Source organism: Burkholderia sp. TSV86 (genome assembly GCF_001522865.1).
GTDB lineage: Bacteria > Pseudomonadota > Gammaproteobacteria > Burkholderiales > Burkholderiaceae > Burkholderia.
The window spans coordinates 440,380-466,197 of record NZ_LOWB01000021.1 but is presented as its reverse complement, the minus strand read 5'-3'; the positions used below and the strand labels follow the sequence as shown (position 1 = coordinate 466,197).

Genomic DNA, 25,818 nt, shown 5'->3' with positions numbered 1-25,818 from the left:
CGAGGACTCCTTGCTGTTCGCGGCGCGCATTGCCGCTACGGGCTACGCCCTTCGCGCCAATGCGCGCCAGCATGAAAAACCAACCACTGTCAGATTTAGTCTAGTCCACCGCAGTTGAAGCCGCTTACTCGAATAGAGTCTGTTGCGCACGATCGCGTGCCGGCAGAGGCTTCAATCCAACTGGCAATCCATAGATTTTTCGCATCCCTTCGCGAAAATCTGTAGTTCCGCCGTAGCTTGGATGACGAATTCCAATGACTTCGACATTAAAACGGGAAGCGTAGTTTACGGCATCCTGACCGATTCCGACAATGCGACGAATGCCAAGCCATTCAAAGAGCGCGGCATTCAAGTCATCGACTTGTGCGAGTTCGCCAGCAGAGAATTTTCGATTTGTGAACGGATTTTTCTCCTCGTGCGGGTGGAAAGGGAAGACATTCCAAAGTAGAGGTGGAATTTCCAGTGCACATAGAACAGTCCAAATTTCTGCGGCCGTTCGTTCTGCTACAGCTGGCCCTTTGGTGGCTTGGGCAGGATCGCAACCACGGTAGACGTTAGCCATGTGAGGCAGATGATACTCGTCGGTCAGCGCAAGTCCTGTTCGTCGACCACCTCTATAGCCGAGGTCACGTCCCATCCACACAGTATCGGTACCGCGCGCTTCAACACTGCTCAGATAACTACGCAAATTCTTGCGACGCGCTGCGGGCGCGTTGCCACGGTCATGTATCTCGCATGTATCAGCGTAAGGGTTGAAAACGTTCGATAGCGAGATTGACGAAAGCGCCTTAACAAATGACGCGGCATTCATGACTTACATTCCCTGTTTCGAAAACTGATGGTGTGATTTTGCATGTCAACGGAAACTATTCCGCCCCTATTTTCAGGGGCACGCATTTGCCTGAATATTTCAAATCCTGCAAGGATTGCTCGTCCCCACTGCCATGCTGGGCATTTATCGACCTCGTAGCCTTCGACCATAGCCATGACTTGCTTGAGCAAGCCATACTCTAGCTTGTTCAGCTCAATGCCTTCATAGAAGTTCCGCCTTTTGGCATGGTTGAAGATCCAGGTGGCAATGCCCTCCTCGATAATCATCGCTCGTGCACCATCTTGCTTCTCGTCCGTCTCTCGATTCGATTTGCGCTTTTGTTTGAGTAGTGCTCGAAGTACAGGCGACCACCCGAGGTGCGCAACATACGCAAGATGGAAAACGTCGTGAAAGCGATAGTCATCTGGCTCGACACTGTTGTCGGTGAGCGGGTCGCCGATGAAAACGCCGTTGAGTGTGGGCGGAAGGGCCGCTGCCTCTTTCAATAAAGTCGATTTCGAAGCTACGCGGTAGCTGCTCGTGTGGCGGGAAGGCGTCGTCAAACGGGCCAACGTACACCGCGTTCTCTCCAGGCCAACGTCCGCTAATCTTCCGAAGATTGTCGCGCGCCAGATCCTCGAGCTTGAGATTGAACGACGAGGCAACTGACGCGAGGGCGGCCATGATTTTACCGAACTCCTCGGGGCGCGGGTTGAACTGTTCGTCGTGCAGGCGGGGTTGCCTTGGTGCTAACAGCTCGCCGCTCAGTCCAGCGAACTCGCACAGCAACTCGGTTCGCCTTCCGGCTAAGCTGGCGCCATGTACCGCGAGAAGTCCATCAATGTTGCGAAAACTGACCGCAGCCGGAGCCGCTTGTTCTATTTCATGAAACTGAGCGCGCAGGGCACGCATGCACGCGGCCCCCAGATCGTCCGCTGGAATGCCATTAGCATTGGCGGCACTCACGAGGTACCAGAGGGCATCTCCGAGCTCCTCGCCGGCAACGTCAGTCTCTGATTCTCTCAGCTGATCCCTGCCCACTTTCTTGATGGCGGAGAGTAAACCACCGACCTCACCGAAGAACCCAAATTGAAGCATTTCCCGACGGGTCGCGTCGCTGGCAAATCGATCGGTTTGCTTTGCCGCTTCCGCGTATGCGCTAATCGTGAGTGCTGGAGACTGGGCGGCGACGGGGGGCATAGTCGACTCTCAGAATGAAAGTGTAAGCTGGACGTTGGTACGTGGCTTCTGCATCGACAGTTGAACTTTCAGAGATTTGGCGCAGGCGATGATAGTGCGTCTGTCCCCGTGCAGTGCACCGAGCGCTAGTGCCCGGTGCCGGAGGTGGAGCGTCACATCGTAATGTGGATAAGTGGCCTCTGACTGGAACCACGTCCGACGAAGGCCCAACTTCACGGCGAATGTATGAAGTTCATCGAGGGAGTCGGCAACGAGGTGGCACCATTTTTTCCCTCGCCACATGATCTGTTCGTTATCGACGTACACTGCCATCGCTTGTCCTTGTGAGTTTTGAGCAAATGTACGCAAAATGGGGAACATGTTCAATCGTAGCGGTACCTCAGTTGCAATTTGGGGGCACCGCAGTCAACGTCGCCCGACCCGGTGTTTGAGGAAGTTCGAGGTATGAAGTCGGGCTGTCCCGCGATCCGAAATTCCGTCAAGACCGCGCGGCGCGCGCCCGTAGGCTTGGTCTTGACGGCCACCGAGGCGCACAATCTCGCAAGGGGGTGCGGGCGGCCTCACCGTCCCGCAATCCCTTGCGAGCTCTTCGCGCCCCGTCCTGCAACGAATAGAGGGCGGATTTGACCAACCACTGCCCGGGCCGCTGAGAATCGGGATAGGCGTCTGTAACAGCGCGGAAGATCGTCCCTTCCTGACCGCCGTCCACCGTACGAAAGACGTCGGCTCGCTGAATCTGTGACAGATCACACGGAATCCAGACGTTGTTGGCCATCTTCTCGATCATCTAAATTTTCCTGCAATACGCAATCTGACAATTACATATGCCAATTGGCATATTTGCTTTTGACATTGCCAAATGTGCGATTGCATCATGCAATTCACAGACGACAATTGACGATCCCGACGTGAATGTCCATGAGCTTCGTCCGATTGTTTTGCGAATGTGTTGAATTTCGTGAGCCGACAGTGCGTGATATTCAAATTGCAATATGTAACATGCAAACAGCGTGCTGCAACTTGCCTATTGCAATAGGCAAGTTGCAGTGACGGCGAGATGGCAGCAGGGCAATCAGTCCGGACGATATTCGTCCGGACGACGCTCCTTATCGTAGACATGGGCGGCGAGAACCGCTCCTCACTTTCAGCATAAGGCGCTGACGAGGAAAGGGGGGGCGTTGGTGGCGTTTGGGAAATCGGGCTCGTTCAGCCGCGAGGCGTTGATCTGTCCGTCTCAATTTGAGTCGATAGGCGGAAAACCGCCCATCGCTGCGCATCAAGCGTCGCAAGACCTTTTGCAGCGTGCGTGAATGGTACATGAATGATTTCTCCGGAAAAAAGATTCCCCACGTCTGCCGATGGCAGAACATCAGGGAATTTCCAGGGCTTCATCCAGCAGATCTCAGAACGCACCGAGGGCGGCCTTGACCGCCTTGGTTCGTTCGATCTCGGCAAGCACGTGAGTTAGCTCGGCTCGCGCCTGCTCAATTTCTTCGCAGAGGGCTTTGAGATCGGCCTGAGCTTCAAATTGTAACTCTTCGTAGCGCGTCAGGCGGACTTCCGCGTCGCTGACGGCTGCGTTGATGTCAGTAAGGGGCTTGGTTGCATCCTTGATCCGCTTTTGGGCGGTGGCAATCTCGCTGCGCAATCGTTCTGCTTCGGTATGAATGGCCATCAGGCGATTCTTGTGACGAGCGTATTTGAACGTTCCGAGCGTCGAGCCAGTAAGGCAACCGACGAATGTGATCTTTAAAAAGACGATGATCCAAAAGAGGCTCTTGGATCCCGGCGAGTAGCCTTGCATGAGCGCTTCCCGTCCAGCGCCGGCGACGCTTGACGGGCACATCGGAATAAGGAAGTCACAGCCAGCGGCGACGGCGGCGTCGGTGCGGTGTGATTCGATGTCCACTTGGAGGCGAACTTTGAGCTCGGAAAGCTTGTTTTCTTGGGCATACAGTTCCGTCCTGAGCTGTTTGTTTTCAGCGATCAGTCGTTCCGAATCGTCACAGCCGGACAGGATGATTGTGACGAGCAGTGCAGCCACTAGTCGATAAGCTGACATACGAGTCTTCCCTCGATCCATTGCGGAACGGTGTTGACGCCGGCTCGGTGCCACCGACGCTGCTCATCCTTTTTCCAGGTGGCAAACTCCGCTCCAGGGGTGAATGCAGCGGTATAGCGTCGGATGATGGCCGGGCTATCGCTGACGATAGCTAGCTGATCGAATCGATCCTGCTCGAGCAGACCGTGGAGGGATGAAGAGACGAACTGGTCAAGATGGCGATCCCATTTTCCGGACAGCTCAATTTCTACCGCCATGCGCGTGCCGCCCGGAAGCAGCCAGAGGACGTCCGGTTGCTTGACTCCCGCTTTGGACCGCTGCGCCATTTGACGCTCGGTCAGATAGCCCGCAACGACTCGCGACTTCAAATTTCGCACGGTAGCTGCTTGCGCGATCGCGTCGTGGCGCAGTAGGTCTTGCCTGATTCTGTAAGGATCAAGCTCATATGGCTGTAGCTCGTCAACCACGCGCTCGACCTCCTGCAGGCCTAGTTCAGTCAGTGTAAGCAGCCACTGCGGAACTCCCTTTACGCTTCCCGCCGATTCGGTGCGGGTGCGAACTAGCAAGCCGCGTTTGACTAAGCGCGCCGCGAGCCCATTCGACAGATTCCCGCCGAGCTGCTCGACGATCGAAATCGTTGACCAGCCCCACCGGTAAACCCAAATCAGCGCGGCGTGCATTTTTTCAACGCCACGTGCACGTGGACTTTTTCCGGCTAGCTGCTCAACGAGTGCGGCGCGTGCTGCCGCGGTTCGATTTTGATTAGTCATTTCGGTTGGCATATTGTTGGTCCTCCGGTTTTCCTGGTAACAATGTTGGTTGGCTAAAGCGCTGAGTTATCCGCGTACGAAACTTCGCACCCACTGCGTGGCTGCTGCGCCCTTCAGACCAGCACCGTTGTGCCGGCTTCGCCGCCCGCCCTGAACGGGCGGGTTCGCCCAACTGGCGGGCTGGACGCCCGCCTGCAGGTCTTCCAGTTGCCTTCACGACGCGGCTCGTTGGCCGCGTCTCCAGCGGGGCGGCAGCGCCGCCCCTCGGGGGACCGCCGCGCGAAGCGCGGCTACCTGCCTTTGCAGGCTCCTCTGCGCACGCTGTGCTCCGAGTCGGCCCTTTGGGCTCGGCTGGACGCCGACCATCGCCGCCTTTGGGCGGCTTGCAAAGGCAGGTAGCCGCGCTTCGCACGGCGGTCGGGGCTTCGCCCCCCATCCACCTGCCGGGCGCTGGGGCGCCCTCTGCCCGCTGGGGCGGGCAGCGGTGGACGGCTCCCCCCACGCCTGCCCGCGAGGCGGGCAGCGCTCCGGGCCGCCGGGCCCTACGCCCCGCTTCGCGGGCCCCCGCGTGTTTGCCATGCGAATCGCTTTGTCCATAGCTAGAGTGCGTGGCGCGCGATGTGTCGCTGGGTACGTCTGCTTAGCCGCGCCATTGATTACACGCGGCGCGCAAGCCGCGCATCGAATCTGGATGGACAATTGAAACGTGCAATTTGCAACTTGCATATGTCGAACAATTTCTCGCCTTATATCTGACGATCATTGTTGTGAGGCGGACGCGTGACGCTAAGGCAAAGAACACGTTCGATTTCGACGTCATTTTTTGTCTTGGACGACAAGAGAGAGGAGCTGTAACTTGAGGTGAAGTCATTCCGGAGATGGATGTGAACTCAGTACTCAGGTGCACTAACAACAAAGCTGGGATCCGCAGCATCCGTGTGTTTATAGCGCGTGCATGCGCCGGAGTGTTGTATGCCGCGACGGTACTTGGACCCGGCCTCATTTCAGTGCCGGCCGTCGAAATGTTCTTCAGTGTTACGTTGGCCATGCCGTTTGTCGGCATGCTGATTTATCCACGTAGCGCGCGTCCGGTGCCGGTTGCGTGCTTGGCAAGGAGTGACGTTGCTATCCAGACCCTCTTCATTGCGACGCTCAAAAACTGGGCAACGTTTACGCTATGGCCCCTTGCCGTAACGTGTGCCGTGATTAGAGCGATTCGGTTTGGTAACGGTGCCATCATGGAAGCAGTTAATCTCTACGCCTTGGCATTTACTTACATCTTTGCTTTTCTTCTACTAGCCAATGCGATTCCCGCAGAGGTGCGAGCGCGGATTCTTCTGGCATTCGCGATTTATTTGGCGATCGGAATGGCCGCATTGAGCGCGGCCAACGTCAGATTTCCGTCAGGGCCGGATTTGGCAACGGAGCATTTTTTGGCGGGACTCATTTTCGCCGCAAAGCGCATTCGCGATGCGATCGTGTGGCCGTGCCTTGTGCTCACGGCGATACGGAAGCGCGGCAAGGAGTAACAGCATGTGGACCATTTACACGATGTGGAATGGCCAGAACGTTGCCCTGATGCTGCAGGCAGTTGCAGCGACGTTTGACGACGGCAACTATGCCGGCTTGCTCCGAACAGGAGCGTTGATAGCGTTCATGGGAATTCTTTTTGCGGTCGCTGGCCGCGGCCGGATGGACGCGCTGGGGCAATGGTTAATTGGCTTCATGATCGTCGTGACCGCCGGAGTCACGATCAAAACCGACGTAAATGTTGTTGACTACCGTTTCAACTATGCCCAGCAGGTGCGGAACGTGCCTTTCCTGCTCGCGATTGGGTATGGCGAAATCAGCCATTTCGGCTACTGGATCACTCAGAGGTACGAGACGAACTTCACCCCTCCAGGAAGCGTGACGTTCGAAAACTACGGCATGGTGTTCGGCGCACAGATGGCGGCGACGCTCACGAGCCTCAAGGCCAGTGATCCGATCGTCAACGACAACATCATCTCGATCACCCAAACGTGCCTCGCCCCCGAATTCATTCAGAATCCGCTGTCGATCAAGACGGTCGTGCAAAGCACCAACCTCGCGGCTGATGTCCCGCAAATTCTGAATCCCGGGCGCCTTGCGGACGTCACCGACGAGAACGGCTTCTCGGACGTCATGCCGTGCGATCAGGCATGGCAAACAGCCATGCAGCAGTACGATTCAAGCTCGGCGAGCCTCTACAGCTTTGCTGTCGCCAAGATATTCCCGGGCCAGACGACAATTGGTCGCCTGCAGAACAACCCTTCTGTGGTTAACTCGCTCGCATCGAATATCCCGACGGTCGCCGATCAAATGCTGATCAACAGCTCACAGTCGACCGCCTCGCTCATCAAGCAGGCCGCGCTTGCGAATGCGATTCGATCGGCGGGCTCCAAGCTACAGAGTAACGTCGCGCAGATCAACGAGCAACTTGCCGGTGCAATGGCCTCCAGCGCATCGGACAACACCTACGCGGTGATGTCGCAGCTCGCGGCCAACGTGTTGCCGGCGTTGCATAACGTCATCGAGTTGATCGTGATCGGGTTGTTCCCGCTGGTGATGGTGATGGCATTCATCGCGGGCCCAATGATTCTCGGGGTCATCCGGATGTGGCTCACGGCAGCCGGGTGGATCCAGTTCTGGGGCCCGCTTTACGCACTGGTCAACGGAATCATGTCATCGCAATCGAACATTCCGAGCATCGTCAGCGCGATCAACGGAAACGGCAATCCGGGCATGTCGATGCAAAATATGGGCATTGTGTTCGGTCAGGCGATGTCCGAGCAGCAGCTCGCGTCGATGATCTGCTTGTCTGTGCCGTTGCTCTCGTACGCGATCGTCAAGGGCGGTGAGATGGTGATGACGAGCCTCGCATCGAGCGTGATTTCTCCCGCACAAAGTGCGGCATCGCGCGCCGGCGACGAGGTCGGTCATGGCAATATGCAGATGGGTCAGGTGAGTTGGGGGAACGTCAACACCCACAATACGAACGCCAATCAGATGCGCACTAGCGCGAGCGTCGACACGGGCACGACGTCGCTCAAGGGCGGCGACGGCATCCAATACACGATCGGCAATCTCGGCGCAGGGATGAGTTTCGGTGCAGGCGGTGGCGGTATGAGTTGGGGCGGTGGCGGAAGCCAAGTGCTCGGCGTCAATGCCAGCGCGCTGTCGGATAACGGCGGCCCGCTGAGCGGGAAATTGTCAGGCGCCGTCTCGGAACAGCTGTCTCAGGATGCTGCGATGAGTTGGCAGAAGGGGGCGCAGGCTTCATCGCGTGTGGGCGATTCCCTCATGAAGGCGTGGGGTAGTTCGCAGCAGCAGGGGACATCGACCGGAATGTCGTGGGGCCACAATGACGGTTGGTCAACTGGTACGGATGCAAGCTCAGGGACGAGCTTCGACAGTGCGATGCGCAATGCACAAAGTGTCGCAAGCAGCCTAGGTGTGGAAACGCGCGATTTCCTTACCATGGCTGCTGCTGCTTCCGCTGGCCTGTCAACACCAGGAAAGGGGCTCGTTCCAGTTAGCGCTGGTGTTTCAGGAAGGGCGGAGACCTCGACTGCCTCAGGAACGAGTGCTCAAGAGAGCGCGGCTCAACAATTCGCAAGCAGCCAAGACTTCAAGACCATCAAAGGGGTCATGGAAAGGGCCGCTCATACAACCACTTCAGCCAGCGGTTCCACCGGCAGTGTCACGTCCGGCAGCAGCGTGATGTCGGAGCTGCGCAAGGCTCACACCGCCTCGCGGGAGCTAGCGGAGAGTGCGCAGCAATCGCGACAGTATTCCGAGGCGGCCCGCTCCGTTAAGCAAGGCGGCGCAGGCTTCGAGACAAACATCCTCAATGCCCTCCGACACGAATCCGGCGGGCTTGCGCGCCTCGAGAGCGACATCAAGAAGGCGAACATGGGGGATGCTTCTGGGGCGGCAGATGTTGCACAGTATGCTGCCGAGTACCTGAAATCGGGCCGTGGCCAGGCGATTCTCGACGCGGTGGGCGCCGGCAATGTGCCGTCGCGCGTGGCGGCAGGCGGGGCCATCAGAGGCGGTGTCGAGAGCGCTGTGAGCGGTGCGCCGTCCATTGGGGGCGGTGGCGGAACTCGCCCTGCTTTTGCCGCACCTGCAGCTGGTCCGCAACCGGCCATGGCACCCGATGCTCGTCACGGCGATGGTGCCGGGAGCCGTGCAGCTTTTGCCGGGCGTGCGGCTTATGGCCCGCAGCCCACAATATCGCCGGACGTGCGACGGGGAGGTGGGGATGTGCCCCCGGATCTTGGGGCTATAAAAGACAGCGTGGAAAACCACGCAATGGATGTGATCTCTCGTCAGCTTGACACACAGGGCAGCGTCACTGATGTCCGTCATATGATGGATGACGACGTGAAAGCGTCTCGTCGTGCTGCCAGCAGAATCCGCGACCAGGCCGTGAAAAACGATGACGTTAAGAATTAGCGCTATGTCCCGAAAGAGTCGTGTCGATGGTTGTGTTCGTCAACCCATTCGGCGTGGTGATGAATCCACTCGCCATCGACATGCGGGGCGGTGGTCCGCTCCGATGACGCCGACTGCGCTAGCAGCCAGGCGGTCGAACCGATGTTGGTAGGATCGTTGTCTTTCGACGCTAGCCACGCTTGCGTACCTGGGATCGTTGGGTCGCTTTGCGTGGCCATATCTTGCAACATATTTTCAAGAAAGCTGTTTCGTCCGGGCGACTCAGGCGTGCCACCTGCATTGTTTGGCCGGCGATCGTCTGAGTTGGCATTCGCGATATGTATGCAGTGCCACACGATCGTGAACGCCACCGCGAAGAACAGAGCAAGGATTGCGTGAGCGATGCTCATTTTGCGGCCTCCTTCGTTGGTATCGAATCCGGGGCAACAGTGTCAACAGGAATCGTCGCATTTGGGAACATCTGCCGTAACTGTGTTTCGGTAGCATTCCCCTTACGAGGGGCAATCGCGTCCGACGCTGCTGCCGCTCGTGCGTCGGCTGCGTCACTCATTGCGCGATCAGTGTAGATCGACCGATTTACGTTATCCACGGTTCCGACTAGAAGTCCAGCGCCGGCCGTATCGATGCCTACTGCTTGTAGCGCAGTTCCAACGACCGCCTTGGCGATGTTGTTGCCGGTACCGTTAGGGGCGCAGCCACTAACCACTAGTGGTGACATGATGGTAGCAATCAAGAAGCGGATGGAAGGAGCATTCATTTTTGCCTCACGGTTGTAGTGTGCATTACAGCGTGGGATGCATTCGGGCTAGCGCGTTATCAAGGAGATGCCGCAGTGTGGCTGCGTCATCCCCTTGATGCAGCCTGTTTCGACTCGGCAAGAGCGTCAAGGACGAGCCCTGCGGGGCCGCTACGCGGCTCCTTGACCCTCATGCCGCGCCGATTGTGGTCGAGCACTCATGTTGTTGTCTGCGAGCCACGCTAGAACGAGATCGGGGCGACACTCGCAGATGGTTTCGCTCGATGCTTCGGCGAGGGCAGCGGGTGTTTCCCCGATCTCGTCCTCGAGGATGTCCTCAAGTCGTAGACCGCTTGCGATCAACATCTCGTGACGAGCGTCGCGGTTTGCTGCGAGATATGTCATGAATGCCCGAATCTCTTGTTGCTGAAATTTTTCGGCTTGCATGATTTGCATTCCTATAAGACAACTAGTTGTTGAACCCGATGCTATCGAGCTACTCACCCTAGCTTGGCTGCCAGGTTTTCTGCGGCAAGGTGGGTATATCTCCGTAACATGTTCAAATTTTTGTGGCCCGTGATACTTGCGACTTCCATTGGATTCAGCCCTTTCTCAAAAAGACGTGATGCTGCTTCGTGACGAAGGTCGTGCCAGCGCAGATCGCGTATGCCGAGATCCTTGAGGGTCTTCTTCCAAGCGCAGACCACCGCATTTTGAGTTGTGCCCAAAACACGGCCGTCAATGGAACGTGGCAACTCCATGAGGACGGAAATTGCCTTTTGCGAGAGGGGGAGCATTGCGGGAACGACCTTATTTCCGGTGCCGCGATAGGCCGAAGGGATCGCAATCATCCTCCGTTCGAGCGAGACCCAGTCCCACCGAAGCATGAAGAGCGCCCCTTGTCGGAGTGCGGTTTCCAGCGCCAAATCAAAGGCGGGGCGCGTCCACGGGTTGCCGCATTGGGTGAGGGCGGTCGAGATCTGCTCATACTCGCCCGAACGTAATCGACGGTCGCGCTCACGGGAACCGGAGGGCTTTTTGATGTTCTTCAGCGGATTGGCGAGTCCCTCCATGCCCCATTCTTTGCGAGCGGTCTCGAAGAGGTGGGAGACGATCGCCAGCTCGAGTCGAATCGTGTTTTCCGCGCGGCCAGCATCGCGGCGCCGGTCCCGATACCGGGCAAAATCGGTTCCTCGGAGATTGGCGAGCGAATAGTGTCGCTCGGGCTGACGCAGCCAGTGGTCGATTCGATAGCGCTCCTGCCGCGGATGGCGTTTCAACGACGCGATTTCCTGCCAGTAGCGCTCCAGCGCTTCCGCGAGCGTGGTTCGCTCGGCTTCGGTTCGAGACTGGAAAATCCCGCGGTCCATCTCGCTTTCGTACAGGCGTGCCCATGCCTCGGCTTCGGCCTGGGTATCGAACGTGCGGTATTGAGGGGGATACCCCTTGCGGATGATTTGGGCGCGCCAGAAACGCCCGCGTTTGGTGATGCTCGCCACGACGGAACCTCCAGATGAAATCCGTGGGTCCAGTGTCGAGCTGCAGCAGCTTGCTGGCTAAGGCAAAGATGTCGCCATGGAACTATGGCAATTTTTTGCCAAAGGCAGCGAAGATGCCTGATTCGCGCAAAACAAAAAGGGCCTAGCCGAAGCTAAGCCCTTGATGCTACTGCAGAATAATTTGGTGGCGAATCAGGGACTCGAACCCCGGACCTGCGGATTATGATTCCGTCGCTCTAACCGACTGAGCTAATTCGCCGAAGAAAAGTAATTATGGATGGCTGATTTGAACATGTCAACCCCCTTTGCGGATTTCTTCGAGAACGCGGCGGAGTTCGTCAGCCGTTCCACCCGGCACCACCTGAGAACCTGCCCAGGCAACGCCCGCGACGCCGGCCATTCATCCACGCCAACCCGCCCGCTTTCGCCCGCCGCTCATTTCATCCATCAATCCCGCGAATAAATATCCGAATCCTTGGTTTCCTTGACGAACAGCAGCCCGATGACAAATGTCACGAGCGCGATCACGATCGGATACCACAGCCCCGAATAGATGTCCCCCTTCGCCGCCACAATCGCAAACGCGGTCGCCGGCAGGAAGCCGCCGAACCAGCCGTTGCCGATGTGGTAAGGCAGCGACATCGACGTATAGCGGATTCGCGTCGGGAACATTTCGACGAGCATCGCCGCGATCGGTCCGTACACCATCGTCACGTAGATGACGAGAATCGTCAGAATGGCGATCGTCATCGGCCAGTTGAGTTGCGCGGGATCGGCCTTCGCCGGGTAGCCCGCGGCCTTGAGGGTCGACGCGAGCGTTTTGTCGAACGCCTTCGCCTGGTCTTTCGCGTCGCTGGCCTTGCCGTCGTAAGTGTTCACCACGGTGTCGCCGATCTTGATTTTCGCGGCGGTGCCCGCCGGCGCGGCGACGTTCTCGTAGTTGAGCCCGGCTTTCGCGAGCGCGCTCTTCGCAATGTCGCACGAGCTGGTGAACTTCGCCGTGCCGACCGGGTTGAACTGGAACGCACACTCATCTGGATTGGCGACGACGGTGATCGGCGCTCTTTGCGTGGCGGCCTCGAGCGCCGGGTTCGCGAAGTGCGTGAGCGCCTTGAAGAGCGGGAAATACGTGAGCGCGGCGATCAGGCAGCCGGCGAGAATGATCGGCTTGCGTCCGATCCTGTCCGACAGCGACCCGAAGAGCACGAAGAACGGCGTGCCGATCAGCAGCGCGAGCGCGATCAGGATGTTCGCGCTCGCGCCGTCGACCTTGAGCGTCTGCGTGAGGAAGAAGAGCGCGTAGAACTGGCCGGTGTACCAGACGACGGCCTGTCCGGCGGTGAGCCCGACGAGCGCGAGAATCACGACCTTCAGATTCTTCCACTGGCCGAATGCTTCCGTGAGCGGCGCCTTCGACGTCTTGCCTTCCGCCTTGATCCGCAGGAACACGGGCGATTCGTTCAATTGCAGCCGGATCCAGACGGACACGGCAAGCAGCAGGATCGACGCGACGAATGGCACGCGCCAGCCCCACGCGCCGAACGCTTCCTCGCCGATCGACATGCGCACGCCAAGAATCACGAGCAGTGACAAAAAGAGTCCGAGTGTCGCGGTCGTCTGAATCCACGCGGTATAGAAGCCGCGCCGATGCGCCGGCGCATGTTCGGCGACATAGGTTGCGGCACCGCCGTATTCCCCGCCGAGCGCGAGCCCCTGCAGCAACCGCATCGCGATGAAGATCACGGGCGCCGCGATGCCGATCGACGCATAGCCCGGCAGGAAGCCGACGACGAACGTCGAGATTCCCATGATCACGATCGTGATGAGGAACGTGTGCTTGCGGCCGACAAGGTCGCCGAGGCGTCCGAACACGATCGCGCCGAACGGGCGGACTGCGAACCCGGCGGCGAAGCCGAGCAGCGTGAAGATGAATGCCGCGGTCGGGTTGATCCCGGAGAAGAAGCTCTTGCTGATATATGCCGCGAGGGAGCCGGCCAGGTAGAAGTCGTACCACTCGAACACGGTGCCGAGCGACGAAGCGAAGATTACCCGTTTTTCGTCGCTCGTCATCGGCGAGTGCGCTATATGCCCGCCTAACGTTGCCATGAATCGTCTCCAATTCTTGTTGATATAGATGTCGATGCGGTCCGTCTCGTGGGCGGGCTCGCGTCGGTATTGTTGGAGGGCAAACTTACGGCGTACTGACTGAGTGTGGCGGCGGGGCAGGCGGTTTGGGTGCTGGTACAGGCTTTTTTGTTTATGTTCGCCGATAATTCGCTCAATTTCATTTATCTTCAATTTTTTGCGCCGGGCGGGACGGAATGCCGCTCAGGGTAAATCCGGAGGCGGCCGGCGCAGCGCGAAACTGATTCTGACGAGCGTGCCCGCGGCGCGCGGCGACTTTTGATACACGTTATCGTCGATCGTGAGCGTGCCGCCATGCTGCGTGGCGATCTCGCGGACGATGGCTAGGCCGAGCCCGCTGCCGTCGCCTTCGCGACCGAGAATCCGGTAGAAGCGCTCGACGACACGCTCGCGCTCGTGAACGGGAATGCCGGGCCCGGTGTCCTCGACTTCGAGATGCGCGACGTCCGCCCCGCTGTCCACCCGCACGCGCACGGTAATGCGGCCGCCCGGCGGCGTATAGCGGATGGCGTTGTCGATCAGGTTGCCGAGCATTTCGCGCAGCATCACCGGATGACCGTCGATGCGCGGCAGCGGGCCGTGATCGTCGTCTGGTCCCTCGTAGCCGAGATCCATCTGTTTCGCGAGCGCGGCCTGTACCCAGTCGCGCACGGCATCGCGCGCGAGCGACGCGATTTCGACGGATTCGAACGTGAGGCCGCTGGCGCGATTTTCCGCGCGCGCGAGCGCGAGCAGTTGCGTGACGAGCCGCGCGGCCTGCTCGGAGCTTGTCGCAATTTGCTCGAGCGAGCGCGCGACGTCGGCGGGCACCTCGTGGCGCAGCGCGAACTCGGCTTGCGTGCGCAGGCCGGCGAGCGGCGTTTTCATCTGATGCGCGGCGTCGGCGATGAAGCGCTTTTGCAGCGTGACGTTTTGTTCGAGGCGGGCGAGCAGATCGTTGAATGACGTGACGAGGGGCTCAATTTCGGGAGGCGCGCTTTGCGCGTCGACGGGCGACAGGTCGTCCGGGCGGCGGCCGCGCAGGTGCGCTTGCAGCGCGGTAAGCGGCGCGAGCCCGCGCGACAGCCCGAACCAGACGAGCAGGATCGCGAGCGGCAGAATCACGAACTGCGGCAGGATCACGCCTTTGATGATGTCGTTGGCGAGGGCGTTGCGCTTGTCAAGCGTTTCGCCCACTTGCACGAGCACGGGCTGCACGGCCATGGCGGCTCCGCTCGCTTTCGTGCTGCTCGCCGCGCCGGGCAATGCGACGGTGGTGTAGGCGACGCGCACATCGTTGCCGCGCAGCAGATCATCGCGGAACACGACGACGCCGGGCGGCGGGCGATCGTCGTCATGCGGCAGCGGCAGGTCGGTCTCGCCCGCGACCAGTTCGCCGCGCGTGCCGAGCACCTGGAAATAAACGCTGTCGACATTGTCGGCGCGCAGCAGATCGAGCGTTGTCTGCGGCAGCTTCAATTCGGCGACGCCGTTGACGGCTGCGATCTGCCGCGCGAGCACGTAGGCGTCGGCTTCGAGCGCGCGGTCGAACGGACCGTTCGCGATCGTCTTGGCGACGAGGTAGGTGACGGCGATGCTCATCGGCCACAGCAACAGCAGCGGCGCTAGCATCCAGTCGAGAATCTCGCCGAACAGCGAACGGGGGCGCGGGCCGTCGGCAGCATCGGCTTCGTCGGGTGGCGCGAACGGGTTGTCGCAGCGCGCGTCGCGCGCGGCTGCCGCGGGACGGGCCGGCGTGGCCATGGCTTGCTCGCGCGTCAGCGCAGCGACGGGCCCGCGGCGGCCTCGGCGCGCGGCTGGGCCGGCGCCGCCGAGCCGCTCTCGGCGGGGGGCGCGGATTTTTCCAGGCAATAGCCGAGGCCGCGCACGGTTGCGATGCGCACGCCGCTCGGCTCGATCTTCTTGCGCAGCCGGTGCACGTAGACCTCGATCGCATTGTTGCTGACCTCGTCGCCCCATTCGCAGAGGTGCTCGACGAGCTGCTCCTTCGATACGAGGCGGCCGATCCGTTGCAGCAGCACTTCGAGCAAACCGAGTTCGCGCGCGGACAGGTCGAGCGCGCGATCGTGCGCATATGCGACGCGGCCGACCTGGTCGAACGCAAGCGCACCATGCCGCACGACGGTCGGGCCGCCGCCCGCGCCGCGGCGGGTCAGCGCGCGCACCCGCGCCTCGAGTTCGGTGAGCGCGAATGGCTTGGCCATGTAGTCGTCGGCGCCGAGATCGAGCCCTTTCACGCGCTCGTCGACGCTGTCGGCGGCGGTCAGGATCAGCACGGGCAGGTTCGAATTACGCAAGCGCAGGCGGCGCAGCACGTCGAGGCCGGGCAGCTTCGGCAGGCCGAGATCGAGGATCAGCAGGTCGAACGTCTGCATGGACAGCGCGGTGTCGGCGTCGGCGCCGTTCTTCACGTGATCGACTGCATAGCCCGATTGGCGGAGTGACCGGGTGAGTCCGTCCGCGAGTATGCTGTCATCTTCGGCGATGAGAATTCGCATGATGCGCAACCGATGCCGCTGCTGCGGCGTGGCGCTGCGCGCGGCTGTCTCCGAAAGATACCGGTTGGTGCGCGACCGCAACGCGGGCTTGCACAAACCACTGTTTTTTTATACAGTATCTGCATTCGCGCACCTAACGGCTCATGTGCGGCTTCTGGCCGGGGCAGGTGCGTCTGTCTCAGACGCTGCTCATCATAGCAAAGGACGATTCATGGAAGAAAGCAAGAAAGGCTCCGGGCTGACTGCGGAAAAGAGCAAGGCGTTGGCCGCTGCGCTCGCGCAGATCGAGAAGCAGTTCGGCAAAGGGTCGATCATGCGGCTCGGTGACGGCGAGGCGGTCGAAGATATCCAGGTGGTGTCGACGGGCTCGCTCGGCCTCGATATCGCGCTCGGTGTCGGTGGCCTGCCGCGCGGCCGCGTGGTCGAGATCTACGGGCCGGAATCGTCCGGCAAGACGACGCTGACACTGCAGGTGATCGCAGAGATGCAGAAGATCGGCGGCACTGCGGCGTTTATCGACGCGGAGCACGCGCTCGATGTCCAATACGCGTCGAAACTGGGTGTGAATGTGCCCGAGCTGCTGATTTCCCAGCCGGACACGGGCGAGCAAGCGCTTGAAATCGTCGATGCGCTCGTGCGCTCGGGCTCGATCGACATGATCGTGATCGACTCGGTCGCGGCGCTCGTGCCGAAGGCCGAAATCGAAGGTGAGATGGGCGATGCGCTGCCGGGTCTGCAGGCGCGCTTGATGTCGCAGGCGCTGCGCAAGTTGACGGGCACGATCAAGCGCACGAACTGCCTCGTGATTTTCATCAACCAGATCCGGATGAAGATCGGCGTGATGTTCGGCAATCCGGAAACCACGACGGGCGGCAACGCGCTTAAGTTCTATTCGTCGGTGCGTCTCGATATTCGCCGGATCGGCTCGATCAAGAAGAACGACGAAGTGATCGGCAACGAAACGCGCGTGAAGGTCGTGAAAAACAAGGTGTCGCCGCCGTTCCGCGAGGCGATTTTCGATATCCTGTACGGTGAGGGTATTTCGCGCCAGGGCGAAATCATCGATTTGGGCGTGCAGGCGAAAATTGTCGACAAGGCGGGTGCGTGGTACAGCTATAACGGCGAGAAGATCGGCCAGGGCAAGGACAACGCGCGTGAGTTCCTGCGTGAGAATACGGAAATTGCCCGTGAGATCGAGAATCGCATTCGCGAATCGCTTGGAGTTGCCGCGATGCCGCAGGGCGCAGGCTCCGAAGCCGAGTTTCTCGACGAAGAGGAGTAATGCGCAAGAACCGGGAGGGCGCGGGGCCGCATTCCACGGCATACGGCATGCAGGCGGCTTCTGCCGGCAGCCGCCGCGCCGGGCGGCATATGCGCACTGCGGATTCGAGCGCCGGGCGGCCAACAGGCCGCCCGGCAGCGGGGGCGTCAGACGATGATGCCCTCGTTTCGTTTGAGCGGCCGGCCGCAGGTGAATCGCGTGATTTGCACGATTCACGCGATTCGTTCGTTTCTGCCGATTCGTTCCAGCCGGACGAATCCTTTGACGCGCATGATGACGCGCGCCCGCGCGCGGCGGGCGGCGCAACGGCGCGATCCATGTTTTCGTCGGCGGTTAGCGAGGGTGGTAGCGCGGGCGGCGATGTCTATACGCGTACAAACCAATCCGTTTCGCGGTCGCGGCGGCGCGCGTCACGATCTTCCGCTATTTCAAGCGAAGGCGCGGGCGCCGAGTGCGAGTCGGCCGCGCAACGCCCCACGCGCTCACTGAAGGCGCGTGCGATCGCCTATTTGTCGCGCCGCGAATACAGCCGTGCGGAGCTGGCGCGCAAGCTCGCGCCATATGTTGGTGACGGCGATGATCCTCAATCGCTGCTCGATACGCTCGAAACCGAAGGGTGGCTATCTGATGCGCGGTTTGCCGAAAGTCTTCTCCATCGGCGCGCGGCGCGCGTCGGTGCGGTGCGTATCATCGGCGAATTGAAGCGGCATGCGGTTGGCGATGCGCTCGTCGAAGCTGTGAGCGCGCAATTGCTCGACAGCGAGCTTGAGCGCGCGCAGGCGGTTTGGCGCAAAAAATTCGGCGTCGTGCCGCAAACGCTGGCCGAACGCGCGAAGCAAGCGCGCTTTCTTGCTTCGCGCGGTTTCTCACGCACGGCAATCGCGAAAGTGCTCAAAGGCGACATCGACGAATTCGGCGGCGATTGAGCGCCGCGTTGCACGTATAGCCTGTCGTAGACGCATAATCCTGTTGGCTCAGCGGCTCAGCGGCTCAGCGGCTCAGCGGCTCAGCGGCAGTGCGGTGAATCACTCAGAATGTTTCCCCGGCAATCGCGTGGCCCGTCGCCGCGTCCGCATCGCCCTTCGCCCATCCGCATCGAACTTCCGCCGTTTCTGTTCAATATTTGCCTGTCGCCGCTTGCCCGGATGCCCGGTCGGGCTCCGCGGTGGCGACGGCCGATATGCTAAAATCAATAGGTTTTCGTCTCCGGCTTTATTTCTCCGCATGCCGCTATCCGAGCCCGTTTCTCGTCAGTTGCGCCTTTGCCGCGCAATGCATGCGGAAGCTCGCGAGCGCGTCGGCCCGCCGGGCATCGAAGCCTGTCCAGCCGTACCCAAATCGCACGATATCCCGCCCGCGTCGAGCGGGTTGCGCTCCGATCGATGCGAAGCCCCCAAGCCTTCCAATCCGCCTGCCGCATTCTTACCGGAACTCCCCTTTCCCGCCATTTCCGTCGCGATGCTTGCTGGTCGCTGCCATGCAGCGTGGGCCGCATGGCCAACTCGCGTCTGGCTGGCGGGCGTCCGGGCTCGGCCCGGCAGCCGTGTTGCGCGCGGGCGCGGTCGGTGGCGTATTGGGGCGCGCAAAGGCCGCGCACGCCCGCGCACGCGGCGCGGCGACATGAGCGGGCGGGCGCGCGGATTGCAAGATGTAAGAAGAAGCGATCGTCAATCGACTTTTATTTAGCCAACTCTCAGACTGAAGGAATCACGCATGAAGATTCACGAGTACCAGGGTAAAGAAATCCTGCGGAAATTCGGAGTCGCGGTCCCGCGCGGCAAGCCGGCGTTCTCGGTGGACGAAGCCGTCAAGGTGGCGGAAGAACTGGGCGGTCCGGTGTGGGTCGTCAAGGCGCAGATTCATGCGGGCGGCCGCGGCAAGGGCGGTGGTGTGAAGGTGGCGAAGTCGCTGGAGCAGGTGCGCGAATATGCGAACCAGATCCTCGGCATGCAGCTCGTCACGCACCAGACCGGCCCGGAAGGCCAGAAGGTGAACCGTCTGCTGATCGAGGAAGGCGCGGACATCAAGAAGGAACTGTATGTCGGCATCGTGATCGACCGCGTGTCGCAGAAGGTCGTCGTGATGGCGTCTAGCGAGGGCGGGATGGATATCGAGGAAGTTGCGGCGAAGACGCCCGAAGCCATTCACAAGGTCGCTGTCGAGCCGGCGACGGGCCTGAAGGATGCGGAAGCCGACGATCTCGCGAAGAAGATCGGCGTGCCGGACGCGTCGATTCCGCAAGCCCGCGCGATCCTGCAGGGCCTGTACAAGTCGTTCTGGGAAACCGACGCTTCGCTCGCGGAAATCAACCCGCTCGTGCTGACGGGCGACGGCAAGGTTATTGCACTCGACGCGAAATTCAACTTCGACTCGAACGCGCTGTTCCGTCATCCGGAAATCGTCGCGTACCGCGATCTGGACGAGGAGGATCCGGCTGAAATTGAAGCATCGAAGTTCGATCTCGCTTACATCTCGCTCGACGGCAACATCGGCTGCCTGGTGAACGGCGCCGGCCTCGCGATGGCGACGATGGACACGATCAAGCTGTTCGGCGGCGAGCCCGCGAACTTCCTGGACGTCGGCGGCGGAGCCACGACGGAGAAGGTCACCGAAGCGTTCAAGCTGATGTTGAAGAACCCGGGCCTGAAGGCGATTCTCGTGAACATCTTCGGCGGCATCATGCGCTGCGACGTGATCGCGGAAGGCGTGATCGCCGGCTCGAAGGCGGTAAACCTGAACGTGCCGCTCGTCGTGCGCATGAAGGGCACGAACGAAGACCTCGGCAAGAAGATGCTTGCCGAGTCCGGCCTGCCGATCATCTCGGCTGACAGCATGGAAGAGGCGGCGCAGAAGGTCGTTGCCGCGGCTGCGGGCAAGTAACGGGCACCCCGGCTTGGCGCGGTGCGCGAGCGACCCGCGACGGGCAAGAAAACCGGGGGCGCCCCGGCGTTTTGTCAACGCTCGAGCGCATCAATGAACATGCATGGCGGCGCGGTTATTCTCGCGACGCCGATCGAACAGAGGTCAATACATGTCGATTCTGATCAACAAAGACACAAAGGTCATCACGCAGGGCATCACCGGCAAGACCGGCCAGTTCCACACGCGCGCGTGCCGTGAGTATGCGAACGGCCGCGAGGCATTCGTCGCGGGCGTGAACCCGAAGAAGGCCGGCGAGGATTTCGAGGGTATTCCGATCTACGCGAGCGTGAAGGAAGCGAAGGCCGAGACCGGCGCGACCGTGTCGGTCATCTACGTGCCGCCCGCGGGTGCCGCGGCAGCGATCTGGGAAGCGGTCGAGGCCGATCTCGACCTCGCGATCTGCATCACCGAAGGCATTCCGGTGCGCGACATGATCGAAGTGAAAGACCGGATGCGCCGCGAAGGCCGCAAGACGCTGCTGCTCGGGCCGAACTGCCCCGGCACGATCACGCCGGACGAACTGAAGATCGGCATCATGCCGGGCCACATCCACCGCAAGGGCCGTATCGGCGTCGTGTCGCGCTCGGGCACGCTGACCTATGAGGCGGTGGCGCAACTGACGGCGCTCGGTCTGGGCCAGTCGTCGGCGGTCGGCATCGGCGGCGATCCGATCAACGGCTTGAAGCACATCGACGTGATGAAGATGTTCAACGACGATCCGGATACGGACGCAGTCGTGATGATCGGCGAGATCGGCGGTCCGGACGAGGCGACGGCCGCGCAGTGGATCAAGGACAACATGAAGAAGCCGGTCGTCGGCTTTATCGCGGGCGTCACGGCGCCTCCGGGCAAGCGCATGGGCCATGCCGGCGCGCTGATCTCGGGCGGCGCGGACACGGCCGAGGCAAAGCTGGAGATCATGGATGCGTGCGGGATCAAGGTCACGCGCAATCCGTCGGAAATGGGCCGTCTGCTGAAGGCTGCGCTGTAAGCGCCGGCGCTGTTTCGTCTCGCTAAAAACGCCGGCGTTGCCGGCGTTTTGCTATGCTCGTGCAATTATTCCGTAAGATTTCGCCAATTTCCTTTTCTTACGCATCGCTGCGCTTTTATCCATGCTCGAATTTTTTGCCACGCTTCATTGGGGCGCTATCGTTCAGATCGTCATCATCGATATTTTGCTGGGCGGCGACAACGCTGTCGTGATCGCGCTCGCATGCCGTAATTTGCCGCCGGAGCAGCGGGTGCGAGGCGTGCTGTGGGGAACGGCGGGGGCGATTTTGCTGCGCGTCGTGCTGATCGCGTTTGCGGTGCTGCTGCTCGACGTGCCGCTGCTGAAGTTCGCGGGCGGTGTGCTGCTGTTATGGATCGGCATCCGGCTGATGGCGCCTGCGAGCGACGGACACGAGAACGTCAAGCCGGCCGATAGGCTGTGGGAGGCGGTCAAGACGATCGTGATCGCCGACGCGGTGATGAGCCTCGACAACGTGATCGCGATCGCTGGCGCGGCCGAGCAGGCCGATCCGGCGCACCGGCTTACGCTCGTGATCTTTGGCCTCGTCGTCAGCATTCCGATCATCGTCTGGGGCAGCACGCTCGTGCTCAAGCTGCTCGACCGCTTTCCGGTCGTCGTCACGTTTGGCGCGGCGTTGTTGGGCTGGATCGCGGGCGGGTTGATGGTCAACGATCCGGCCGGCGACCGTTGGCCGCTCCTCGATACGCCCGCCGCGATTTACGGCGCGAGCATCGCGGGAGCGCTTTTCGTCGTCGTCGTCGGCTATGCGTTGAAGCGGCGGCGCGCCGCATTGGACGCGACGCACTCGCGCTGACGCCCAGCGGCGCGCGGCGTTGGCCGTTCGGCCGACTGCCCGTGCGCGGGTGCTCTGGCTACGATCGATACGCGTGCTTCGAGGCTTGAGTCTCGAAGCACGCGTATTTCGTTTCCGGAGGCTGTCATGTGCGAAATGTTTTTCATTGTTCCGCCGCTTGCTCGAGCGCGGCGCCCGGTACCGGCGGTTCGCGCGGTGATGGGCCGCCGTTTGGCGCGCCGCCGGATCGGGGCCGGCCGCATTGCCGGCGGCGGCGGCTTTACGTTGATCGAATTGATGATCGTGCTTGCGATCGTCGGAGTCGTTGCCGCTTACGCTATTCCCGCCTATCAGGATTACCTCGCACGTAGCCGGGTCGGCGAGGGGTTGTCGCTGGCGGCGTCCGCGCAGCTCGCGGTCGCGGAAAATGCCGCGAGCGGCGGCGGGCTCGCGGGCGGTTACGCGTCGCCGGCCGCGACGCGTAACGTCGATTCGATCCGCGTCGACGATGACACCGGCCAGATCGTCGTCGCATTTACGCCACGCGTCGCGCCCGACGGAGCGAATACGCTCGTGCTCGTGCCGTCGTCGCCGGATCGCGAGGAGGCGCCGACGGCGCGTATCGGGCTGACGAAGGGTGTAATGCAGCCGGGGGCGATTACTTGGGAATGTTTCGCAAGCGGTAAGACGTCGTCGTCGCTGCCCGCGCCCGGCGCGGGGCCGATGCCTGCCGATGCGCCGACGCTTGCCGGCCGGCTTGCCCCGCCGGAATGCCGGGCGTGAGGCCGGCGATGTTCCCGCAGCGCGGTGGCATGGCGGCGGGCGCGTGGGCCGATTCGGGCGAATTTGCTGCGGGAGCCGGGCACGAGCGCACAGCGCGGGGATTTTTTTGTATAGTGCGCCGGTTGCTGACATCCGGTTCGCTCATGCCCGTTTCTTTACTGCGCTCTTTGTCGCTGATCGCGCTCGCCCTCGCCCTGATTCTGCCGTACTCGATTACGAATCACACGTATCCGATCCCGACTTTTTATTCCGAATTCGCCGCATTCGCGCTGTATTGGCTGCTCGGCATCGTTGTCGTGCTGCTCGTGAGGGCGCAGCGATCCGGAACTTTCGCGGCGCCTGCGGCGTTTGCCGTGCCGCTCGGCTTCGGCGCAGTGCTGCTCGCGCAGGTCGTGCTGCTGCCGCTAAAGCAGCCGTCGATGGCTTGGCTCGCAATGGGCTACCTGCTAGCCGCGGTCGCCGCGATGCAATCGGGCTACGCGCTCGCTCGTGCGAACCTGCTCGAGATGGCCGCCCGTATGGCCGCGGGCGCGCTGATCGTCGGCGGCGTCTTTGCCGTTGCTTGCCAGCTCGTGCAGCTCTTTCGCTTGGAAGGGACGTTTTCGCCGTTTGTCGTGTCATATGGCGTAAGCGTCGATCGCCGGCCATACGGCAACATGGCGCAAGCGAATCATCTCGCAACCTATATCGCGTTCGCGCTGACGGGGGCGCTCTATCTCGCGCAGGCGCGCCGGCTGCCGGCGCTCGCATGGGCGGCGCTGTCGGCTTTCCTGTGTGTCGGGCTTGCGCTTACCGTGTCGCGCGGGCCATGGTTGCAGGTCGCGGTGATCGTCGTCGCCGGCTTTTGGACCGCGCTCGCGCAGGCGCGGCGCGGCGCGGCGACTGGCCGCTCATGGGCGATGCCCGTCTTGCTCGCGGTGCTGTTCGTCGTGGTCAATATCGCGGTGCGCTGGGCGAACGTTCGCTATCAGCTCGGTCTTGCCGAATCGGCTGCCGACCGGATGCGCGATGCCGGGCAGGTCGCGCCGCGCCTCGCGCTCTGGAAATACGGCTTGACGATGTTTCGCGAGCATCCGCTGCTGGGCGTCGGATGGGGCGAATTTCCGATTCATCAGTTCGAACTGGTGCGTGCGCTGGGCGGCGTCGAGATCGCCAACAACGCGCACGACATTTTCATCGATCTACTCGCGAAGTCAGGCCTGTTCGGTCTGGGTGTTCTGCTCGTCACGCTCGTTGCATGGTTCGTGCGCGCGCTGCGCGCGCCGCACGCCGAAAGCCGCGTATTCGGCTTTGCGCTCATCGGCGTATTGCTGATGCATGCGCTGGTCGAATATCCGCAACAGTATACGTTCTTCTTGCTGCCGGCGATGTTCGTCATCGGCTTGCTCGAAACGAAGCCGCTTTCCATGCTGCCGAGCCGCGCCGCGTTCGCGTTGTTCGCGATGCTTTCGGCCGCGGGGCTGGCATCGCTGTATCCGGTGCTGCGTGATTATCAGCGTGCCGAAGTGCTCTACTACGGAACCAACCCGGCCGAGCAATATCGCGAAAATCCGTCGTTCCTGTTCCACGCATGGGGCGATTACGGCGCGGCTACCCTGATGCCGATCTCGCGCGACGATCTGCAGGCAAAGCTCTTCGCACACAAGCGGGCGATCGCATTGCTGCCGGGCGAGGCCGTGCTGCGCCGCTATGCGGTGTTGCAGGCGCTTGACGGGCGGCAGGCGGACGCGCTCGACACGGTCGAGCGGCTGCACATATTCGCGGTGGAACTGAAAGACTGGCCGACGCAGCTTGCCGCACTGTACAAGCTGCTCGATGAGCAACCGTCGCTGAAGCGCTTCAGGGCGGCGCTCGTCGCGAAATACGGGATCGCGGCGGCACATGCGGCGAGCGACGACGAGGATGACGCGGGCAGCGAGTGACCGCGGGCGGGCCGACGGCGGGCTCGATCGCGTTCGCTCGCGGCGATGGCCAGCCGGCGCAGCCGGTGTTATCGATCGAACGCATGCGATCTGATTCGACGCAGCCAATGCCCGGGCGGGCAGTCGTGTCGGGGTGCCGGTTGCGCGGCGTTCGTTGCGCGCGGCGCGGCCGCGTGCGGCGGTAGCGGCCATCCGGGGTGGGAGCGTCGGGAAAAGAGGTCAGCCGGCGGCTTCATCTGTCGTCCAATCTCCCGATTTTCCTCCACGCTTGTGGGCCACGCCCACGTCGCTGATCACCATCCCGCGGTCAACCGCCTTGCACATGTCGTAGACGGTCAAGAGCCCGATTTGTACCGCGGTCAGCGCTTCCATCTCGACGCCCGTGCGCCCGAGCGTTTCGACTTGCGCGCTGCAACGCACGCCGGGCAGTGCATCGTCGAATTCGAAGTCGACCGTGACGCGCGTCAACGCAAGCGGATGACACAGTGGAATCAGATCGGCCGTGCGCTTCGCGCCCTGGATTGCCGCGATGCGCGCGACGCCGAGCACGTCGCCTTTTTTCGCGCGGCCTTCGCGGATCAGCGCGACAGTGTCGGGCCGCATTCGGATTGCGCCGCGAGCGATGGCAATGCGTTTCGTTTCTTGCTTGCCGCCGACATCGACCATCTGTGCGTGGCCTGCGGCGTCGAAGTGCGTGAATTCAGTCACGGTGTGCTCCAGTGTCGGTCGGAGCCAGCGCTTCAGCACCGGCTCCGATTCCATGCGAACCCAAAGGGCGCCCATCATAGCAGCGCGGGTGCCGGCCGATCTTTCCGAATAGCGCCGGCGCCCCGCAGTTCGCCATCGCCCGCCGCGCCACGCGTGAGCGCATCCCGCCGCTACAATAGCGCAGACGAAACCACTG

The 25,818-nt window shown here is 61.4% G+C and carries 23 protein-coding genes and 1 tRNA gene; 9 read left to right on the top strand and 15 right to left on the bottom strand.

Annotated features, from left to right (window positions below):
- Nucleotides 1-124: 124 nt before the first annotated feature.
- From WS68_RS25675 to WS68_RS04190, 6 genes are all read right to left on the bottom strand, one after another.
- A complete protein-coding gene (locus tag WS68_RS25675) occupies nucleotides 125-811 on the bottom strand; it encodes a uracil-DNA glycosylase (RefSeq protein WP_082709784.1) in 687 nt (228 codons plus the stop codon).
- Nucleotides 808-1,317: a hypothetical protein gene (locus WS68_RS25670; RefSeq protein WP_231752940.1), complete on the bottom strand. Its 510-nt coding sequence runs from the start codon at nucleotides 1,315-1,317 to the stop codon at nucleotides 808-810. The genes WS68_RS25675 and WS68_RS25670 overlap by 4 nt, the downstream gene beginning before the upstream one ends.
- Nucleotides 1,232-2,011 carry a nucleoside triphosphate pyrophosphohydrolase family protein gene (locus tag WS68_RS28695; protein ID WP_231752941.1) on the bottom strand — a complete coding sequence of 260 codons (780 nt, stop codon included), beginning with the start codon at nucleotides 2,009-2,011 and terminating at the stop codon, nucleotides 1,232-1,234. Before WS68_RS28695 ends, WS68_RS25670 begins: the two co-directional genes overlap by 86 nt.
- Nucleotides 2,012-2,020: 9 nt before the next feature.
- Nucleotides 2,021-2,323: a DUF4031 domain-containing protein gene (locus tag WS68_RS04200; RefSeq protein ID WP_059569547.1), complete on the bottom strand. Its 303-nt coding sequence runs from the start codon at nucleotides 2,321-2,323 to the stop codon at nucleotides 2,021-2,023.
- Between the two features lie 1,090 nt (nucleotides 2,324-3,413).
- Nucleotides 3,414-4,073, bottom strand: coding sequence for a hypothetical protein (locus tag WS68_RS04195; RefSeq protein ID WP_156429328.1), 660 nt, complete (start codon nucleotides 4,071-4,073; stop codon nucleotides 3,414-3,416).
- On the bottom strand, nucleotides 4,055-4,855 hold the full coding sequence (locus WS68_RS04190) for a hypothetical protein (protein ID WP_156429327.1): 801 nt from the start codon (nucleotides 4,853-4,855) through the stop codon (nucleotides 4,055-4,057). The genes WS68_RS04195 and WS68_RS04190 overlap by 19 nt, the downstream gene beginning before the upstream one ends.
- A gap of 872 nt (nucleotides 4,856-5,727) precedes the next feature.
- Here WS68_RS04190 and WS68_RS04185 point away from each other — a divergent pair.
- Both WS68_RS04185 and WS68_RS04180 read left to right on the top strand, forming a co-directional pair.
- A complete protein-coding gene (locus WS68_RS04185) occupies nucleotides 5,728-6,372 on the top strand; it encodes a hypothetical protein (protein WP_156429326.1) in 645 nt (214 codons plus the stop codon).
- Between the two features lie 4 nt (nucleotides 6,373-6,376).
- A complete protein-coding gene (locus tag WS68_RS04180; RefSeq protein WP_197419514.1) occupies nucleotides 6,377-9,322 on the top strand; it encodes a conjugal transfer protein TraG N-terminal domain-containing protein in 2,946 nt (981 codons plus the stop codon).
- Nucleotides 9,323-9,324: 2 nt separating this feature from the next.
- Here WS68_RS04180 and WS68_RS04175 read toward each other — a convergent pair whose 3' ends face one another.
- The 8 genes from WS68_RS04175 to WS68_RS04145 all read right to left on the bottom strand — a co-directional run bounded on the left by WS68_RS04175 (nucleotide 9,325) and on the right by WS68_RS04145 (nucleotide 16,200).
- Nucleotides 9,325-9,711, bottom strand: a complete 387-nt coding sequence (locus WS68_RS04175) for a hypothetical protein (RefSeq protein ID WP_059569542.1) — start codon at nucleotides 9,709-9,711, stop codon at nucleotides 9,325-9,327.
- A complete protein-coding gene (locus WS68_RS28210) occupies nucleotides 9,708-10,079 on the bottom strand; it encodes a hypothetical protein (protein ID WP_147483672.1) in 372 nt (123 codons plus the stop codon). Before WS68_RS28210 ends, WS68_RS04175 begins: the two co-directional genes overlap by 4 nt.
- A 150-nt stretch (nucleotides 10,080-10,229) precedes the next feature.
- The gene (locus tag WS68_RS04170) at nucleotides 10,230-10,505 is read right to left on the bottom strand and encodes a hypothetical protein (protein WP_156429325.1); all 276 of its coding nucleotides are present in this window, start codon (nucleotides 10,503-10,505) and stop codon (nucleotides 10,230-10,232) included.
- Nucleotides 10,506-10,558: 53 nt separating this feature from the next.
- Nucleotides 10,559-11,557, bottom strand: coding sequence for a site-specific integrase (locus WS68_RS04165; RefSeq protein WP_059569540.1), 999 nt, complete (start codon nucleotides 11,555-11,557; stop codon nucleotides 10,559-10,561).
- A 182-nt stretch (nucleotides 11,558-11,739) separates the two neighbouring features.
- Nucleotides 11,740-11,816: transfer RNA gene (locus WS68_RS04160), tRNA-Met, on the bottom strand.
- A gap of 188 nt (nucleotides 11,817-12,004) precedes the next feature.
- Entirely contained in the window at nucleotides 12,005-13,663 is a 1,659-nt protein-coding gene (locus WS68_RS04155) for an MFS transporter (RefSeq protein ID WP_059569539.1), read from the bottom strand.
- Nucleotides 13,664-13,885: 222 nt separating this feature from the next.
- Nucleotides 13,886-15,445 (bottom strand): sensor histidine kinase, encoded by a 1,560-nt coding sequence (locus tag WS68_RS04150; RefSeq protein ID WP_059569538.1) that lies wholly within the window; start codon nucleotides 15,443-15,445, stop codon nucleotides 13,886-13,888.
- Nucleotides 15,446-15,459: 14 nt separating this feature from the next.
- Nucleotides 15,460-16,200, bottom strand: coding sequence for a response regulator (locus tag WS68_RS04145; protein ID WP_059569608.1), 741 nt, complete (start codon nucleotides 16,198-16,200; stop codon nucleotides 15,460-15,462).
- 211 nt (nucleotides 16,201-16,411) lie between these two features.
- Here WS68_RS04145 and recA point away from each other — a divergent pair, with 211 nt between their 5' ends.
- The 7 genes from recA (at nucleotide 16,412) to WS68_RS04110 (ending at nucleotide 24,914) form a co-directional block, all read left to right on the top strand.
- On the top strand, nucleotides 16,412-17,482 hold the full coding sequence (gene recA / locus WS68_RS04140) for a recombinase RecA (RefSeq protein WP_059569537.1): 1,071 nt from the start codon (nucleotides 16,412-16,414) through the stop codon (nucleotides 17,480-17,482).
- On the top strand, nucleotides 17,482-18,408 hold the full coding sequence (gene recX, locus WS68_RS04135) for a recombination regulator RecX (RefSeq protein WP_059569536.1): 927 nt from the start codon (nucleotides 17,482-17,484) through the stop codon (nucleotides 18,406-18,408). Before recA ends, recX begins: the two co-directional genes overlap by 1 nt.
- Nucleotides 18,409-19,180: 772 nt before the next feature.
- Complete coding sequence (gene sucC, locus WS68_RS04130; RefSeq protein WP_308410722.1) at nucleotides 19,181-20,362, top strand: ADP-forming succinate--CoA ligase subunit beta; 1,182 nt, start codon at nucleotides 19,181-19,183, stop codon at nucleotides 20,360-20,362.
- Between the two features lie 151 nt (nucleotides 20,363-20,513).
- Nucleotides 20,514-21,395, top strand: a complete 882-nt coding sequence (gene sucD / locus WS68_RS04125; RefSeq protein WP_059520568.1) for a succinate--CoA ligase subunit alpha — start codon at nucleotides 20,514-20,516, stop codon at nucleotides 21,393-21,395.
- A 121-nt stretch (nucleotides 21,396-21,516) separates the two neighbouring features.
- Nucleotides 21,517-22,230, top strand: coding sequence for a TerC family protein (locus tag WS68_RS04120; RefSeq protein ID WP_059569535.1), 714 nt, complete (start codon nucleotides 21,517-21,519; stop codon nucleotides 22,228-22,230).
- Nucleotides 22,231-22,428: 198 nt separating this feature from the next.
- The gene (locus WS68_RS04115) at nucleotides 22,429-22,992 is read left to right on the top strand and encodes a pilin (protein ID WP_059569607.1); all 564 of its coding nucleotides are present in this window, start codon (nucleotides 22,429-22,431) and stop codon (nucleotides 22,990-22,992) included.
- A gap of 143 nt (nucleotides 22,993-23,135) precedes the next feature.
- Nucleotides 23,136-24,914 carry a PglL family O-oligosaccharyltransferase gene (locus tag WS68_RS04110; RefSeq protein WP_059569606.1) on the top strand — a complete coding sequence of 593 codons (1,779 nt, stop codon included), beginning with the start codon at nucleotides 23,136-23,138 and terminating at the stop codon, nucleotides 24,912-24,914.
- A 219-nt stretch (nucleotides 24,915-25,133) separates the two neighbouring features.
- Here WS68_RS04110 and moaC read toward each other — a convergent pair whose 3' ends face one another.
- On the bottom strand, nucleotides 25,134-25,622 hold the full coding sequence (gene moaC, locus WS68_RS04100) for a cyclic pyranopterin monophosphate synthase MoaC (RefSeq protein WP_059569605.1): 489 nt from the start codon (nucleotides 25,620-25,622) through the stop codon (nucleotides 25,134-25,136).
- Nucleotides 25,623-25,818: the final 196 nt, after the last annotated feature.